Source organism: Rubripirellula reticaptiva (genome assembly GCF_007860175.1).
GTDB classification, from domain to species: Bacteria; Planctomycetota; Planctomycetia; order Pirellulales; family Pirellulaceae; genus Rubripirellula; species Rubripirellula reticaptiva.
The window spans coordinates 1,354,485-1,371,150 of record NZ_SJPX01000001.1; the positions used below are offsets into that span (position 1 = coordinate 1,354,485).

Annotated in this window: 14 protein-coding genes; 7 read left to right on the top strand and 7 right to left on the bottom strand. The window is 55.3% G+C overall.

All coding sequences use genetic code 11. The annotated features are described in order from the left end of the window. Positions 1-12: 12 nt before the first annotated feature. The 4 genes from Poly59_RS04835 (at position 13) to Poly59_RS04850 (ending at position 3,501) form a co-directional block, all read left to right on the top strand. The gene (locus Poly59_RS04835) at positions 13-588 is read left to right on the top strand and encodes a type II secretion system protein N (protein ID WP_146532879.1); all 576 of its coding nucleotides are present in this window, start codon (positions 13-15) and stop codon (positions 586-588) included. Beyond that, a complete protein-coding gene (locus tag Poly59_RS04840; RefSeq protein WP_146532880.1) occupies positions 585-1,892 on the top strand; it encodes a hypothetical protein in 1,308 nt (435 codons plus the stop codon). The genes Poly59_RS04835 and Poly59_RS04840 overlap by 4 nt, the downstream gene beginning before the upstream one ends. Next, positions 1,889-2,446, top strand: a complete 558-nt coding sequence (locus Poly59_RS04845; RefSeq protein WP_146532881.1) for a hypothetical protein — start codon at positions 1,889-1,891, stop codon at positions 2,444-2,446. The genes Poly59_RS04840 and Poly59_RS04845 overlap by 4 nt, the downstream gene beginning before the upstream one ends. A gap of 167 nt (positions 2,447-2,613) precedes the next feature. Beyond that, the gene (locus Poly59_RS04850) at positions 2,614-3,501 is read left to right on the top strand and encodes a tetratricopeptide repeat protein (RefSeq protein WP_146532882.1); all 888 of its coding nucleotides are present in this window, start codon (positions 2,614-2,616) and stop codon (positions 3,499-3,501) included. Between the two features lie 38 nt (positions 3,502-3,539). On the opposite strand, the gene Poly59_RS04855 is transcribed toward Poly59_RS04850, so the two are convergent. Continuing rightward, positions 3,540-4,502 (bottom strand): DUF502 domain-containing protein, encoded by a 963-nt coding sequence (locus Poly59_RS04855; protein ID WP_246151385.1) that lies wholly within the window; start codon positions 4,500-4,502, stop codon positions 3,540-3,542. A gap of 111 nt (positions 4,503-4,613) precedes the next feature. Next, positions 4,614-5,462, bottom strand: coding sequence for a ComF family protein (locus Poly59_RS04860; protein ID WP_146532884.1), 849 nt, complete (start codon positions 5,460-5,462; stop codon positions 4,614-4,616). Between the two features lie 302 nt (positions 5,463-5,764). On the opposite strand from Poly59_RS04860, the gene Poly59_RS04865 reads away from it, so the two are divergent. Then, entirely contained in the window at positions 5,765-6,100 is a 336-nt protein-coding gene (locus tag Poly59_RS04865; RefSeq protein ID WP_146532885.1) for a hypothetical protein, read from the top strand. Between the two features lie 293 nt (positions 6,101-6,393). Beyond that, positions 6,394-6,978 carry an RNA polymerase sigma factor gene (locus tag Poly59_RS04870; RefSeq protein ID WP_146532886.1) on the top strand — a complete coding sequence of 195 codons (585 nt, stop codon included), beginning with the start codon at positions 6,394-6,396 and terminating at the stop codon, positions 6,976-6,978. A 119-nt stretch (positions 6,979-7,097) separates the two neighbouring features. On the opposite strand, the gene Poly59_RS04875 is transcribed toward Poly59_RS04870, so the two are convergent. From Poly59_RS04875 to Poly59_RS04885, 3 genes are all read right to left on the bottom strand, one after another. Continuing rightward, the gene (locus tag Poly59_RS04875) at positions 7,098-9,029 is read right to left on the bottom strand and encodes a plastocyanin/azurin family copper-binding protein (RefSeq protein ID WP_146532887.1); all 1,932 of its coding nucleotides are present in this window, start codon (positions 9,027-9,029) and stop codon (positions 7,098-7,100) included. 169 nt (positions 9,030-9,198) lie between these two features. Then, a complete protein-coding gene (locus tag Poly59_RS04880) occupies positions 9,199-11,898 on the bottom strand; it encodes a PVC-type heme-binding CxxCH protein (protein WP_246151386.1) in 2,700 nt (899 codons plus the stop codon). A gap of 394 nt (positions 11,899-12,292) precedes the next feature. Next, positions 12,293-12,514, bottom strand: a complete 222-nt coding sequence (locus tag Poly59_RS04885; RefSeq protein ID WP_146532889.1) for a BON domain-containing protein — start codon at positions 12,512-12,514, stop codon at positions 12,293-12,295. 352 nt (positions 12,515-12,866) lie between these two features. Here Poly59_RS04885 and Poly59_RS04890 point away from each other — a divergent pair, with 352 nt between their 5' ends. Further along, entirely contained in the window at positions 12,867-14,372 is a 1,506-nt protein-coding gene (locus tag Poly59_RS04890) for a GGDEF domain-containing protein (protein ID WP_146532890.1), read from the top strand. Between the two features lie 480 nt (positions 14,373-14,852). Here the strand turns inward: Poly59_RS04890 and Poly59_RS04895 are convergent, their stop codons facing one another. Both Poly59_RS04895 and Poly59_RS04900 read right to left on the bottom strand, forming a co-directional pair. Next, the gene (locus tag Poly59_RS04895; RefSeq protein WP_146532891.1) at positions 14,853-15,575 is read right to left on the bottom strand and encodes a response regulator transcription factor; all 723 of its coding nucleotides are present in this window, start codon (positions 15,573-15,575) and stop codon (positions 14,853-14,855) included. Positions 15,576-15,647: 72 nt separating this feature from the next. Further along, positions 15,648-16,583 (bottom strand): sensor histidine kinase, encoded by a 936-nt coding sequence (locus tag Poly59_RS04900; RefSeq protein ID WP_146532892.1) that lies wholly within the window; start codon positions 16,581-16,583, stop codon positions 15,648-15,650. Positions 16,584-16,666 lie beyond the last annotated feature (83 nt).

Sequence of the window (16,666 nt, forward strand, 5' to 3'; positions counted from 1 at the left end):
AGATCAATCGCCATGGATATCACCAACCAACGCCGCACAATGAACGCCCTAGCAATCATGCTGCTGGTTGGTGCTGGCGGTGTGGGATATTGGGCGGTTTCGGATGTTAGCGAAACCGATGGTCTAGGGGCGACCAAAACGATGCCGTCAGTGATCGTGACCGACGAAGATGCGACCGTGAAGGTTCCGCTTAGTACCGATGTCGCGCTGCGTTCACTGCGCTCGCCGCTGTACGATCCACCCGCACCGACGCCGCGTCCGGTGCCGGTCAAACCGCCGCCTCCGCCTGCGGTACCGCGACCGGTTGCTGTGCCGAAGCTAGGGTTGATTTTGGTAGGAACGATCATCGATCCAAACGGCAGCGTTGCGATCATCTCGGACGCCGAAGGAAAGTTCGACATCAAAGCGATTGGCGAGGAACTGGATCTGACTCCCGCGGGAGTGACCATTGATGGGATCGAGTCGGAACGGGTGATGTTGTCTTACCAAGGAAGCGAATCTACCGTTCGGTTACAGCGGTCGGAACCGTCGGCAAACTCGAATGGCGGCGGCAATCTTCGTCCCAACGGCCGGAGACGTAATCAATGAGTCGCTGCGAGATACTGATTGTTGAACAGTCCGGCCAGTGGACCGTTGCCTGTGGTGACGAGTCGGTGGTGATCGACGCCGCTGCATCACCGACCGAGCTTGCAGATGCGGCCGGTGTTTGGATCGACGGTTTGAAGTTTAAGAACGTCGCCTGCGTTTTGTCGCCAGCTTCGACGTCATGTTTCTTTGTCGCCATGCGTCCGGCTGACAACGTTGATGTGCGAGATCGAACTGCGATGGCGTTCGAACTTGAAGATCACTTGCCAATGGATGCGGAATCTTTTGTTGCCGATTATGTCGTGACGGACGGTGACGAGGGCAAGATCGTGGCGGCGGTCGCGATTGAATCGGATCGTTGGAAGGCGATTGCTGACGCTTTCGAAGCAAACGGAATCGTGATCCATTCGATCGTGCCGCAGTCCATCTTGGCGACGCGGTCGGTGGTCGAAAGCGAATCGTTGGTCGGACGCGTTCGATTGCTGTTGGGCATCGATGACGCGTTGGATTCGATTGCGATTCACGATGGACGCGTTGTGTCATGGAAACACTTGCAGCTCGATGGCGAAGCGATCTCACGTCACGGTGTGATGGATTTTGGTGACGTTAATCGAGTGTTGATGGCCGGGGCAACACCGGAATCAGCGGCGATGATTCGCGGCTCGCTCGATTGCCAAGTCGAGTGGATCGATGAATCGGCGATGCTGCACGCTCAGCGAGGTGCCGCGTCCTACTTGGCGGATCGCAGCGGACCTTGGTTCGAATTGCGCCGCGAGAAACTGGCCCCGCTGGATCGGCTACGCGGTGTTCAACAGAGTTTGCGATTGTTGGCGTTTTCCGCAGTGGCTTTCTTGCTGGCGATTGCGATCGGCGGTTGGTATCGGACGTCAAAGATCGAAAACGAAATCACTTCGCTTCAAAAGCAACAACGGGCGTTGTTCGAGACCGGGTTCCCTGACACCCGAGTGCCCGGCGCGATCCTTCGTCGTGTTCGCAGCGAGCACGCCAAGGTGATCGGATCCAGTGGCGCGGCGGCGATTGATGTGCCGACGCCAGCGCCGATGGTGCTGCGGCGTTTGATGGCCGCGTTTTCGCCAGACGTTCGATTCCAGTTCGAATCGATCGAGATCAACGATGGTCAAGTCGATATGGATTTGGTGGTTCGCAGTCCTGTGGATGCGGGCAAGATCGCATCGGCGATCGCGGCGGCCGGTTTCCAAGTCAATCCACCCGTCACGACTCAGAAGGACGCCAAGTCGTTTGTGTCAGCGATCGAGGCGACTTGGTTAGAGGAGCCGTCGCTATGAGTGGCTGGTCAAACGAAGCGGTGCGGCGCCGATGGTTCGTGGCGATTGCAATCCTGATCTTAGGGGTTTACTCGGTCTTTGGACTGTTGGACGCACGGTCGGCTGCGGACCGGTTGGGCCAAGCGTGCCGAGACTTGGACGAGGTCCAAACGAAGATTTCACAGATCGACCGATTGAAAGACGGCCCGCGAGTCGCGGCGTTGGAATTGCAGTCGCCCGCCGAGATCAGTAATCGAATCGAGGCGGCCCGACAGGCAGCCGGCTTGAATCAGGCGGCCCTGTTGCGAGAACAGCCGACGGATCCTCAGCGAATCGGTCGCAGTGATTTTGAAATGCGGATGACCACGATCGGGCTGGCTCCGTCGACGATGGTTCAGATTTTGAAGTTCTGTGACGCGCTTCGGGACGAAAAATCAGGGACGATGGTTCGAGACCTGCGGTTGTCGGTCCCCAGAAGTCCGGAAAATGGAAATCAGGCAAATAGCGGGGACGTGGAGAAATGGGATGCCGAGATGACCTTGACCCAGATGATCTTTTCACCGAAGTCTAAGTAATGAACGGAAACTAAGTTCGGGCTCTTACCCTCCCTCTGGGCGGCGTGTGATTTTGTGGTTGTCAATGCCTGAGTTATTTCCGAACAAGTCCTAGGTAGCCAAGAAACCTTGGCGTTGTACTCGTATTAAATTTCTGCATTTCTAATGCTTCGATTGGCCATTCACGGATGAAGCGGCTCGCCCGACGATTGCTGTTGGAATTGGGTGCTGGTGTGATCATCACCAGCGCGGTTGGCGGGTGCGCGTCGTGGAAGAACAGCAACGAATCGATCATTCAGGTTGAATCGAAACAGAACCCCGATCTGGCTCGCCGATTGACACTGGTTGGCGTGAAAGAGTTCGGGATGGGCAACCTCGAAAAGGCAACGCAAAAGTACATCGCCGCGATCTCGGCAGACCAAACCTACGGTCCCGCGCACAACAATCTTGGATTGTTGCACTTCGAAGATGGCAATCTGTATCAGGCGGTCTTAGCGTTTGAGCAAGCGATGGAGTTCATGCCTTATGATCCATCGGTCTACTACAACTTGGCGTTGACGTTGGAATCGGCCGGCAAAGTGACCGAAGCAATGGATCTTTACCGCCAAGCGATTCAGATGGCACCGGCCAATCCCGTCTTTTTGGGCAACCTTGTGCGTTTGCGAATTCGACTGGGTGAATCAGGGCCCGACTTGAATCAGCAACTGCAAGATTTGGTGCTGATTGAAACGCGGCCACAGTGGCGCCGTTGGGCAGATCGTCAGCTGGCGTTGTTCTTTAACGATGCCCTTGATCGTGGGCCAGAGGCTCCGGAATTCAACCCTAATGATGAACCCGACGAAGCGGTCGAGTTCCGCATCGAAGACCGAGTGATCGATTTGACACCCAAGTCGCGACCGAAGGCTTCGGAAATTGGTGACTCTACCGAATTGCCTTCATCAACGCGTTTGAATGAGCCGGTCCGATCATCCGCATCGCCTCGCGCTGCTCCACCGCCTCGACCTACCGCGATCCCTGATCCTTTTTCGATCGAGACGATGCCACCGAGCATCGAAATGCTGCCGACACCACACTAATGCGATCGCCAGCAACATCGCGTCGTTCAGCGATCAACTTACTTCATTGGCGGAACAACGATCGTCGGCTTTGCTTTGGCCGATACAACCCGTTCATTGCGCTGTTGAGGCGGGACGACGACGCCGCACGAAACGATAAACTGGATCGCTTCGTCGATCGTGATGTTTAAATCGATTGCTTCGCTGCGTTTGACGGTGACGGTAAAACCAGTCATCGGCATCGGGCTGGTAGGCATCAGCACGCTCAGCACAGGTTCGCCGTTGGCTTCGGCGATCTCCACCATGCTGTTGCCCGTCACAAACCCGAGCGACCAGATGCCCTGGCTGGGGTACTGGATTGCAACGACTCGGTTGAATTCAATTTCACGTTCGCTGAACGCAAAGTCGGTGACTTGCTTGACGCTGCCGTAGACCTTGTTGACAACCGGGATGCTTAGAATCGTGCGATCAAATGCGTGAACGAACCAACGCCCCAAACCGAACGTGAACATTCGGCCCAAGAAATACAGCGCGGTCGTGAACACGATCAGGAAGACCGGCACAACAAGCGTTCGCGGCATGTATTCCAGCTGCACATAGTGATGCCAGTAAGCTCTCGCGCTGGCCGGCGCCGGCGTGAACGGTCCAAAGTAGTCCGCTCGTTCATCAACGATGTTCTTGACGTATTCCGGAAAGAACCGTCGTCCGGTTGGGTCGGGAACGTATCGCTGGCCTTTGTAGGTGAACCCATCGAGTCGGCGTTCGTTGTTTGCGATGGCGCCTTCGGGAAAACCGGTTTTGGTGTCCTCGATCTTCCAGACAATCGCTTGTTGGATCCGGTATTCAATCGGTCCCAGCACGTAGCTGTCGATGGTGTTCCAAGCCCAAATCAGCACAACAATGGTCAGCAACGGCGGCAGCACCACACCAAGGCCGCGCAGAATCGCGCGTCGGAAGCCGGCTCCGCGAGTGGGTTTGGCGTCTGCGTCCGAATCGGAAGGGGGGGCGAGATCAGAGCTCATCGGATCCATGATTAGAAAGGTCGTCGGTTAAGTTCGGTCCGCCAAAATCGAACTCGGTGTCAGTCGACTCTATCGGGTGTCTGCGTTGGTTGTCTGTATCGGGTTGCTGATTTAGTGGCCGCGGACAGCCCGTGCCGTGACCGCCCAAGTGACTTTCGCGGCACCAGCCTGTTTCAAAGCGCCCGCCACCGCATCGGCAGTCGCTCCGGTCGTCAAAACGTCATCGACTACTAGAATATGCCGATTGGCGATTTGGGGCGATCTAGGTGAAGCATAGCTTTTTCTGACCGAAAACGCACCGTGAACATTTTTTTGCCTAGCTTCGTCATCTAGCCAGGCTTGTTTTGCAATCGCACGGTTTAGCTTCAGCAGTCCTCGGCTCGGCCGATTGAGCGATTTGGCGACCGATTGGGCGACGGAAACGATTGCGTTTCCTCCACGCGTCATCTGCCGCGTCAGGTGCGACGGGACGTAAGTGACGCAGTCAGGCACGGCCGAGCCCGCAAAATACGCTGCCGCTCGTTGCCCGAGTCGCCGCCCCATCGCGTCGGCGAGCGGGGCGTTGTGAACATATTTTGCGGCCACAACGGCATCACAAACTCGCCCGTTGTAGGACCACAGCGCGATCACAGCGTCAAATTCGTGAGAATGGGATCGACAGTTTTGGCACTCGACCACCGATTCAGCAGGCGCCGAACGATTGACCACGATCGATTGCGGGCTTCCGCATCGCCGACATGCGGAAGCCATCGCCGAAGCCGACATTTCAAGAGCGGTGTCACAGACGGGACAGAAATCGTCGTCGCCGCGGACCGGGGCGTTACAAAGACGACAAACTGGCGGCAAAATCAGTTCCAAGACCGCGTTTTTCGCGGCCACCCAAGTGTCCTGCAGTAGTCCCAAATTCCGTTCGGTATGCGTTTCACGGGCAGGTTCGGAACTCTTTTCCAAATTTTTCACTGCGAATGCGAACCTGAGTGGACGTAGGATGTCTAAGTTGTCGAGGTTCCAACGGGAGCGTTAAATTCGCACCTATCGGATCCCAGGGAACAGATTTAGCGGTTCACTCGACAGCAGAGTGGAAAGTAGTTTGTTTCTAACTTGCCTCTGGTATACCCTGAAGTGCAAGAAGGGCGTTTGATCGGCCGCAGAATCATTTCGATTGATCGAAAATTTCTGGTTTAGCCGCCAAGCGTGTTTTTTATTGTCTTTTTCTTTGTGCTCCGCAGCCGCGCCCTTTCCGGGTGCCACTGGAGGTTGAAATGCGTTTCGAACAGATCACCGCCGTCGTCACACGAAACTTGGTCAATGCCATGGTACGTGAGATTACAGTCGCGCGCTCGTTCGTCGCCGCAACGATCCTCCATCGTTGGCTGCATCGGATGCCACTCAGTGCAATGCCACACAGTCCATTGCTTCTGGGGACCGCCAGCTATCTAGTCGGCTCGTTATCCCCCAGCGACTTTGCTGCGTTTGTCGTCGCCCATGGTGATCAGAGCGAAACGCTCTTAGCCATCACGGGCACGAAACGCGGCGGTGTCGGCTACCAACCTTGTTTGGTAACGGCAAATTGTCCGGCCCGATCCGCTAGAGGCTAACAGCCCTGGCACACGGTAGTGGTGGAAACCGCTACCGCGAAGAATCGGAACCGACCGGCGAAGAGTCATCCAAAGCGAATCGCTTTTGGTGGGTACTTTGCTGCGGTTACTGCTCGGCAATGACGCGCTGGCTTTGGCCTTTGTGACCCGGATCCTGCTGGATTCGTTTCATGGCCCGAGTCGTTGGCATACGTCTTGGTTCGATCGTGACTGAACGTTCATTCGCATTGATTGCGGCCGAATCGTTTGCATGACGGAACCTCGTTATCCGCACCGATCACAAAGACACCGTCATGAAATTCACTGATAACACTTTATTCACCATCGAGACTCGAACCGTTGCCGACCTTGTTCGCGCAGCACAGACGGGCGACCGAGACGCCTTTGGCGAGCTGTTCCAACGTTACCGACCTGCCATCGTGGCGCTGGCGATGCGACGCGTTCGCAACGCCGACGAAGCCGAAGAACTTGCACAAGATGTTTTCATCCAAGCGATGCAAAAAATCGAGCAACTGCGAGTCCCCGAGGCCTTTGGTGGTTGGTTGCGACGAATCGTTCACCGCATGGCGATCAATCGCACAACCCGCAACCGAAGCGCGTTGGCGTGCGATCCAGAAGTCATGGAAGCCACTTGCCTAGCGATCGGCGCACCGGATGAATTCGCCGAAAAGCGAGAGGAAGCAAAGGCGATTCGCGACAGCATCGATCGACTCGGCGACTTGGACCAAGAAACGTTGAAGGCGTTCTACTTGCAAAGCAAGTCGTTGATCGAAATGAGCGACGAGTGCGGCGCACCGGTCGGTACGATCAAGCGTCGCCTGCACGTCGCACGAAAACGACTGGCCAAGGAAATGGACGACCAACTTATCTCGGCTTGATCACCATTGCTTAACGGCTGCTGACCGATAGCAGTCATTGTTTGCCGCCATGAAAACTAACCGGCTCGATAAGAAACTTTAGTTTTAAATCGAGCCGGTTTTTGTGGGCGGCGTGACGATTAATTATTGCTTGGCGACGCGGTTTCCAAGTACCACATCAATTCGAAAATCTCGTCTTGGGTGTACTGGTCCATCAGTGCTTTGGGCATCATCGAAACGCTTGATGGCACCATGGCTTCGATGTCGTCCTGAGCTACGACGGTTGGCTCTTTTGCTTCGGGGCTCGACATCAGGCTGACGTTATCGTCGTCTTCTTTGACCAACACGCCCGTGATCGTGCGACCGTCGACGGTCAAGATTCGCTGCATCATGTACTTGGCATCGATCTTGTGTGACGGGTCCAGGATCTCGCGAAGGACTCCCATTCGATCACCCTTCCAACGCGTCAGCACGTCGGTCAGTTCGGGGCCGATGACGCCGCCCTCGCCGGCTACTTTGTGGCATCCCGCACACGAGGCTTCGGTGAAAATTCGTTTGCCAAATTCAGGAGTTCGGCCGACCATGCCTTGGTCAAGTTTGTCTTTGAAGTCGTCGATCGTCCACGATTGAACAAAGGCTCGATTGCTGCCGATTGGATTGGCGGGTTCGATGGGGTTTTTCAGCCACTCGTCGAGGTTCTCGGTCACGACCATCACGCCGTACATGCGATACCAGTGCTGCGGGAACGTACAAACGAACGGATATTCGCCTGGTTCGGTCGGTGCGGTAAACGTTAAACGGGCTTCGCCATGCGCCGGCACCATCTCGGTTGCTTCGATGACTAGGTCCGACTTTGGCACGTATTGAAGTCCATCACGTCCGCCGGTTGGTCCTGCTTCGAGTCCTAACTGGGCGACCTCTTTCAAAGTTCCCGGCATCGAAATCACCATGTTGTGCGGCATCAGATCGTGATTCTCGAGGACAATCTGAACCGGTCGTCCTGCTTCGACGGCAAAGTAGGTGAGGTCGTAACGCATTTCTTCTTCGACGGTTTTGATTCGTACCATGCGAACTGAGATTTCGCTCAGACGGGCACGATATTGACGAGCCGTTTCGGACGAAACGCTGGCCATCAAACCGTCGGCCAGTTGCATCGCATCGGTGAAGGCGGCGCTGGTACGCTCGGACGCCGGAGTTTTTTCGGCGGTGTCGACAAGGTTGCTCAGCAGTTCTGCACTGACGGACTCTTGCCGGTCCTCGTCGCGGATCATCAGCAACGTCTTAACGGCGGCAGTTCGTAGCTTGGCATCAGCCACCAGCGGAGCGACCATTTCAAAAGTGTTAGCTTGATCGGTCGGAATGAACCCCAGCGCATTGATGGCGGCATTGCGAACCGACGTTGACTTCGATTCGGTCAGAGTCTTGACGACAAAGTCACGAATCGACGGTGGCATTTTCTTTGGCGGCACCAGTTCGGTGGCGTGAAGCAGTGACAGCGTTTCGTCGTTGCCAATTGCCGCATGCTCCAAAGCAATCGCTTCGCTGCCCGATACCGACAAGCCTGCGAAGCCAACCGATTGGATGAAGTCATCGCTGGATTTTGTGGCTTCGACCAACTCGTCGGTACTGGCGGGTAGATCAGCTTCATGTCGCCGAATCATCATCGCCGCTAGTTCGCGTTTAGTACGTCGGACGGCGCGGTCATCGCCTTCGACTCGGTCCACTGCACCAAGTAACACGGATACCGGACTGGCGGTTTCCAGCATCATCAACGCGTCGACCGCTTCTTCGCGAAATTGGGGAGACATGCCGGCGCGCGAGATGATTGCCGAGTACACCGGGATGTACTTTACGTCGTCCGTTTTGCGGGGCACCATCAGCAGCCGAGCATTGTCGAGTCGTTTTAGCTGGTAGGCGACAATCCGCGGGCTCTTGTCCAAGAAAACCGTCGGGGCTTCGACGGCTGTTGTGCTTGCTGATGAGCCATGACCGTGGTCGTCAGCAACAACGTCGTCAGCAAAAACAAGGCAAGTCGATACCAGAAGGATCAAGCAGCTAAAGTGAACCCGCATGTCGGTCCCAAATCGGTAGGTAGTGAAGCGGTGAATCGTAAAACAACGAGGGCCCCGCCGAGTTGCAAGACTCGGCGGGGCTTGTTTTTCGGTGACTGAATGTCGCTACGAATTGGGCCGATTGGTTTGATTCGCAGCTGACATTCAATTCAAGTCTCAACCCACGCGACTACTGTTCGAGTCGACGCATGGTTTCGTCCAACGTGTATTGGAGGTAGTCGTCCATTTCGAATTCCAATACGCCGAGTGCTAGTTCGACTGCGTCGTCGCCTTGCAGGAAACTAACCGCACGAACTCCTTCCAACCGAACTCGCGGGTGTTCATCCGCGATGCACTTTTGAAGCAGCGCTGCATGGTTGGGTACCGAGTCGAGCCAGAACGACAGCACGCGAGTCGCCGCCGCACGAGCGCGGTGATCTTTGGCGGACAACATCGTTTCGAGTAGTTCTCGATTGATGACGTTGTGCGTTTGGTGCATCCAAAGCGCTTCGAGCATTTGATGTTCGTAGCCTTCTTCGTTCTTGTCGAGCGACCCCATCCACGTTTTTAGTGCCGAGGAAACTTCGCTCGTATCGCGAGCCGCCAATTCGCGGCGAGCGCGGTAACGCGTGCGGTCTTCCGGCACCTTCAATAGTTCCAACAGCGCGGGGATCGGTTCGCCTGCGATCTTGGCAGGCTGCAATAGAGGCCGCGTTTTGTGCTTGATCCGCCAAATTCGGCCGTGGCTATGGTCGCGGCTAGGGTCGCGAAGATTGTGTTGCAGGTGACCGATCAACGCGTTGTGCCAGTCGACAATGTACAGCGAACCATCCGGTGCAATTTGAATGTCGACAGGGCGGAAGTTTCCGTCGTCACACATCAACAGTGGTGGAACTTCCTTGCCCACGAATCCAGATCCTTCTTCGCGAACTTCGTGGTTCAGCACGCCGCGATCGCCGATCACGTTGGTGACCAAGAAGTTGCCTTGCATTTCGGGTGGAAAGTGGCGACTGGAAATCATCGCACAACCGGACAGCGGACGAATTCGCTTTTTGTAAAACGTCGGGAACTCAAATTTGGGATCACCACCGCCCAGCGATGCGACGCGGCGATGTTGGGATCCGCCGGGGTGCTTCAGCGGGTAGTCGATGCGTCCGGAAATCGGTGCGGCCCAGTAACTGTTGCCCGGTGATGCATCACCGATGAAGTTTTGCCCCCAAGCGTCAAATACATGTCCCCAAGGGTTGGCGAATGCAAAGTTGCTGAAAACGCTGATCTTTTCGTTTTTGGGGTGATAGGCCCAAATCCCCGCCTCGCCCAGGCGAGTCAGCCCATAGGGGCTTTCGACTTGCGAGAACTTGAACGTGCCTTCTTGGAAATACAGATTGCCGCCCGGTCCCCATTCAAATGCCGAGATGCCGTGGTGCGAATCGGCAGTGTCGAAACCGAATAGCTTTCGAGTGACCACATCGGCTTTGTCGTCGCCGTCGGTGTCGCGTGCGACCAAAATATCGGGCTGTTCGGCGATGTAGGCTCCGTCCGCTGTCAATTCGAAACCGGTCGGTTGGTGCAGTCCGCCAGCGAACGTTTTGCAAGTATCGGAAACGCCATCACCGTCAGTGTCTTCGAGGATCAGCAACTTGTCATCGAGTTTCGTTTTAGGCTTCCAGTGTGGGTACGACGGCATGGTCGCAACCCACAATCGACCTTTGTTATCAAAGTTGAGCGCCACTGGGTTTGCCAGGTCGGGGAACTGTTCCTCCGATGCAACCAGTTGAATTTCGAACCCATCGGCCAAGGTGAACATCTTTTGCTGTTCAGCGGCGGGACTGTAATCGAGCGATCCCAGCTTGCCTCTGGTGACGTTGGGGTCATTGGGGCGGCCCACATTCGTTTTCGGATTGATGAAAGCGAGCGTGCCCGAGTCGTCCGCCTTGTCCGCGACCGATTCGCCATTGGCAAGTTTCCAAATCCGAGCGTCGCGGATTGCTGTCATTTGATCCAGGATCGCGCGTTCGCGTTCCATCACGTCAGTGTTGTCGTAGGTGCCGTCGCTGCCCGCTTTGCCGCGACCGCCATAAATCGAGAAACCATTGACGGCGCGATAGCGGTGCCACCAATGAAAGTTCTTGTCGTTGATTTCCGCAAGAACTTTAGGGTCGACTGTTTTGGGGCCACCTTCACCGAACAGTGCCTTGTCAAACACGTTCGCAAACCCAGCGTAACCGAGGTCGTTCAAGTGGCAACCGTTCAGCGTCATTCGTTCGTCGTTGTCGGCAAACATGGTTTGCGTCGGCGTGAACACGTCCGCGAAAACCACATCGGCCGTTACCGCTGCTTCGCGCAAGACTTCGGTATACATCGCCAGTCGAGCGTTGTGAGCTTCGCCGTCGGGCAAATTCGAGTCGCCCGTTTTTTCGAATGCGATCGGCGAAACCAAAACGATCCTGGGCGTGCCCTTGCCGTAATCGGTGGCTTGAGTGTGCTCGACCAGTTCGGTGATTTGTTTTGCGAACTGTTCCAAGCCCGCTTCGCCCGCGAACGATTCGTTGTAGCCGAAGAAAAACAAGATCACGCTTGCTTGGCTGTGTGCCAAGTGAACGTCGGGGTCGCCAAAGTTTTCTGATCGAATGCGATCAACGGGTTCGTCACCCGGAAAACACAAATTGCGGACGGTTAGGTTCAGCGTCGGGAACCGCTGGTGCAACAGTGCTTCCCATTCGTTGTGGTGCTGCAGTCTTTCGCCTAACGCATTCCCAACCAAACAGATGTGGTCACCGTTTTGTAGCTTCAGCTCGGCGGCTGAATTCACATTGCAGGTCAACAGGGACGCAGCGGCGATCAATGTCGCTACCAATCCAAACTTAATCGGTGGAGAGAGTGGTTTCACGGAGGGGCGACTCGTGTCAGAGGAAGGAGGTGGGAAAGTGAGGATTCTTGGGGCCAGATTACAACATTGGCAACTTAGCCGGGACGTTTTCGTCACGCAGCCGTATAGAACCACTTTAGTCATTCAAGCCTGTATTGTGGCATCTTTGACGCCCGCTTTTGCTGGGATTGCGGGTCCGGCAGTGATCAAAGCCCAAATCGGCTTGAGAGAAGCCGCATGAAAGAAGGGGCAGATCGCTGGATGTGCAGGCCGGTTGTTGGCTTCGACAACGAAACCGCACCATTTTCAGGCGACATTCCAGACGAATGTCAGCGCGGTGTGCAATATCGCCTGGCATCGATCAGTGTTTCCGCGTCCTGTTTTTTCGCGCGGAAAATTCGTTGCCGGCCGTGTCCTAACGAGCGACGTCGACTCGGTTGACAACGGTCAATCCCGCAGCGACAGCGCGGACTGCTTCTTGAGCTAGCTGTTTGTGATAGAAGCTGCGAACTCGGCCGCTCAGTTGCAGATGGTTTGCATCTCGGTCGACACGCAAGGTTCGTAATTCGCGAACCGAGTTGTTCGCCAAGATGGCGACGGCTGCTTCGGTAGCGTCGTGCTGTGCAGTTCTAATCATAGGTATTGGCCTGTTTCCTTGGTTCGGACATCTTCGATCGTTACTCAAATATGCCACATCATTTTGAAACTGCCTATCCGAACTGACGATGAAAGCGCGAAACATGTCTTTGCAACGGAGAAACTCCATCATTAAGGAGTCGATTCGCAAGTCAGGCAAGACCGTAGCTTGCCTATTTTGACACTCGAGCCTAAGTGGAATGGTTGTAGCGTTTGAATGGATTGGAATTGCGCAGAACCGCAAAGCTATTCGAGAAGCGGCCGTAGCGACCGGTTTACGTTTTGACGGGCGCCGATCGCGGCCTAGGAATTCAACGTAGCTTCGACAAACGAAACACGAGGGAGTTCTGAGAATGTGGCTTGATCTGATCATTGCAATGAGTTGTGGCGGCGCTGGCTTGGCCTGTGGCTGGGTGATGCACGCGACGAACACGGGGCTCGCCGCACTGACCGATGGGGACTCGAATGTGGTTCCTGTTGTGACGAATGAAGCTATTGAGGTCGTTGAACAAACTCCTGAGCGAATCAGCGAAGTGGCCGAGAAATTGCGAGCTTACGCACGCACGATGGCTGCGGACGTTGACGCTCACCAAACCACCGTTCAGGCGGTCAACAATCAGTTGAACGCGGATCAATCGGGGTCTCCCGAAGCGGTTTTTCAAGCGATCACGCAACTGATTGAGGCAAACGAGCTGATGCAATCACAACTGCACGTCGCCCAGGATCGAATTCATGATCAAGCGTTGCAGATTGAATCCGCCGAACGTCGTGCCGAAACGGACGCACTAACACGAGTGCCCAACCGGGGCGCATTCGACAAGCACCTTGCCCGTCAACATGCGTTGGGTGCGGGCAAAGCTGGTACGTTGGCGTTGTTGGACGTCGACCATTTCAAGAAATTCAACGACGTTTACGGACACCGGGCTGGCGACGAAGTGCTACGCGTTGTCGCTAGTATTCTGCATTCGCGTTTAGACAAATACGGCATCGTCGCTCGTTTCGGCGGCGAAGAGTTCGCGGTGATACTGGACGGTTGTCGCGTCGACCAAGCAAAAGACTTAGTCGACGCAGCTCGGGCAGCCATCGGTGCTCGCGAGATCGTATTCGAAGACAAGCGGCTTTGCGTCAACGCATCGGCGGGTGTGGCAGAGCTGCAGACCGGCGAGGCGCCAGAGAACTGGTTGCAACGAGCCGATGATGGTCTCTATCGATCCAAAGAAGCGGGCCGAAACTGTAGTCACTGGATGGATGGAACAACGCCGATCAAGGTCGCCGCTTCCGAAGCGATTGCCGCGACTCAGGCAAAAGCTGCCGCAAACAGTTCTTCGACGTCTCCAACAGGCGAGCAGGAATCGGCCACCGACAAAAAGTCCGTCAGTGAAGCGGTGGCCGAAGCAAAGCCAAAGCAGAAGATGTTTGCCAACTTGCCCGACCGGGCCGACCTGGGCGAAACGTTTGACGAAGTCCGCGGCCGAACTCAGTCCACCGTTTCCATGTTCGTGATGGCGATTCGCTGCAACGGTGAATCGAGCACGACCGGAATGCGTTCGCTGATGCAAATTGTGCGTGCGACACTTCGCAGTGTTGACCGCCTTGGATGCGATGACGATTCCACATTTCTGGTTTTCATGCCTAGTGTTGATGAAGCGACGGCCCAGAACCGCAGCTTGCAAATCTGTCGATCGGCAACGGCGATCGGAATGGGGAAATCAGAATTGCCGATCAATCCAATTTCGATTGGTGTTTCGCAAGTCCGTGCGGGCGATGACTTTGATGGTGTCGTCAATCGTAGTATCGAATTCGCTGAAAAGGCAAAGGTCGATAGCAGCGAACCGGTGTTGATCGCACCCGGCGAGTAAACTGCGCAGACTTCTTAGAGCCCGTTGTTTACGGACTGGTTGCGGTTACTTGCAAAAAAATTCAAGTCGCCCTGAATCCGCCTTGACCTTGGCAAACGCCAGCCTCTATCTTCCCGGACATGTTGAGGGTTTGGAAACAAACCCGCCAACACTTGTGACTCAAGCACAGACGCGGTCCTGCACTGGCAACTATTTTTCAAGGTTGCTGCGGACACACTGAATGTCGTAATTCACACGGATGTGATGATCGGCTCAGTGGCGTGTAACGTTTGAGTGACTTGTTCATCGAGGCCGAGGGCAAGGATGCCATCGACTCGATTGAACGCCAATCCACCGGCTCCCGGAATCGAAGCGCGTTGTCCTCCGCCCCCCTAGGATCACGTTCTTTCCGGGAGCTTTTTTTATGCGCCGACTGAACTTCATTCCGTCTTTTTCAAGGGCACGACTGGTGCCTAGTGCGAACCTGTCAGGCTTGTCGATTCAGGGTTCCAGAACAAATCGATAGCCGGCGTCGCGGATCGTTAGCAGGTGGATCGGAGCGGTGCTATCGGGTTCGATAATCTTTCGCAATCTCGCGATGAATTGATCGACCGCACGTGTTTGCAGGTTGCCCGACAATTCCCATACTTCGGTCAGTAATTCGTTGCGGCTGATGACGCGTCCCTGGTGCTCGACAAAGTACCGAAGCAGTTTCAGTTCTTTTGGCGTCATCCGCACAATTTCGCCGTCAACGCTGACTTCGTGCGTTTCGAAGTTCGCTTGGATGTTGCCAAACTTGACTTCGCTGATCGCTTGGTAAATGCGTTTGGGCGGTTGTGAAGGTGGTGTTCGCACCGTCGTTTGCAGCAGGTTCTTGATTCGGCTGAGTAGTTCGTCTAGTTCAAACGGTTTGCTCATGTACTGGTTTGCGCCAACGTCGAACCCGCGGGTGCGGTCTTCCGCAAGCGTTCTTGCCGACAGCATCAACACCGGGATGGTGATCCCCGCCTCGCGGATCGTTTCGCAGACCGTGTATCCGCTCATTCCCGGCAGCATCAAATCGAGCAACAACAAGCCGATCGATTCGCTCGAGTTGTCAACGATTCGCAGTGCCGTTGGCCCGTCTTCGACTAGGGTGACGCGATAGCCTTCGGCTTCCAGATTGTATTTGATGCCGACGCCGAGGTTCTTCTCGTCTTCGACAACCAAAATATGAGGGCGCATGGCGATTGGTTGGTGGTTGATGTTGTCGGATTTTTCACTTGCGTGTTTGCCGATACGCTAGTCCCCAATACGCTAGTCATTGGGGGACGCTGGCGGAACGACCCCAGTCAGAGTGACTTCGAATTCGGTTCCCGTTCCCTCGACTCGATCACAAATGCGGACGGACCCGCCAATTGCTTTGGCCACCGTTCGGACTAGGTATAGTCCCAATCCGGTCCCGGGCGTGCTGCGTTCGAGTTCGTTGCCCAATCGAACAAACCGCCCAAAGACTTTGCGACGTTTTTTGATCGGGATTCCTGCTCCGTTGTCGGTGATCGAAACTTTGACTTTCTTGTCAGCTTCCTGAGTGACTATGATTGCGACCTTGGGCGGTTTTCCTCCGTATTTTACGGCGTTGTCGATCAGGTTCCGGAACAAGATTTCTAGCTGGATCAAGGGGCTGCGGACATGGATTTCGGGTGACTCGATCGTGACAGTTTCCGGCGGCAATCGGTATCGAATGCACGCAGCCAGTCCGCACTCGGCCAATAATTCGTCCAGGCAAACGACTTCATCATCGGTTGGTTCGACGCCTCGCTCGATCCGCGCGGCGTCCAGCAAGTGATTGATCAACGAGTCGAGCCGCTCGACGTCCTCGAGCATGAAGCGGTGGAAGTCCTGCTGTTGCTGTTCGTCGACGCTGCGACGGGCCATCGTTTGCAGATAAAGCTTTAGCGATGCGATCGGGCTTTTTAGTTCGTGAGTCACCGCGTCAATGAAGTTGGATTGTCGCCGGTTCAAGTTGAATGCTTTGACCGTCAGCGTTAGGTACGCGATTACTCCGGCAAGTACGCCTGCAATCAACAGGGTCCCCGTAGCCAGAATCGTGCCAAAAACCGCTCTCGATCCCAAGTTACCCGTCGCCGCCAACACGTTTGCCAGGATCCAAACCGCCGCCAAAATGACGACCATGACAATCATGACCACGCCCAGCGTGATCGGGGCCCTCAAGGATCGGCGTTCAAGCATAGTAGGTGAACAAAAATGGCGGTGAATTGGGCGGGGAAGTTGGAATGGGATCAATCTGAGAATTATTTCGCCATTCGCCAGAA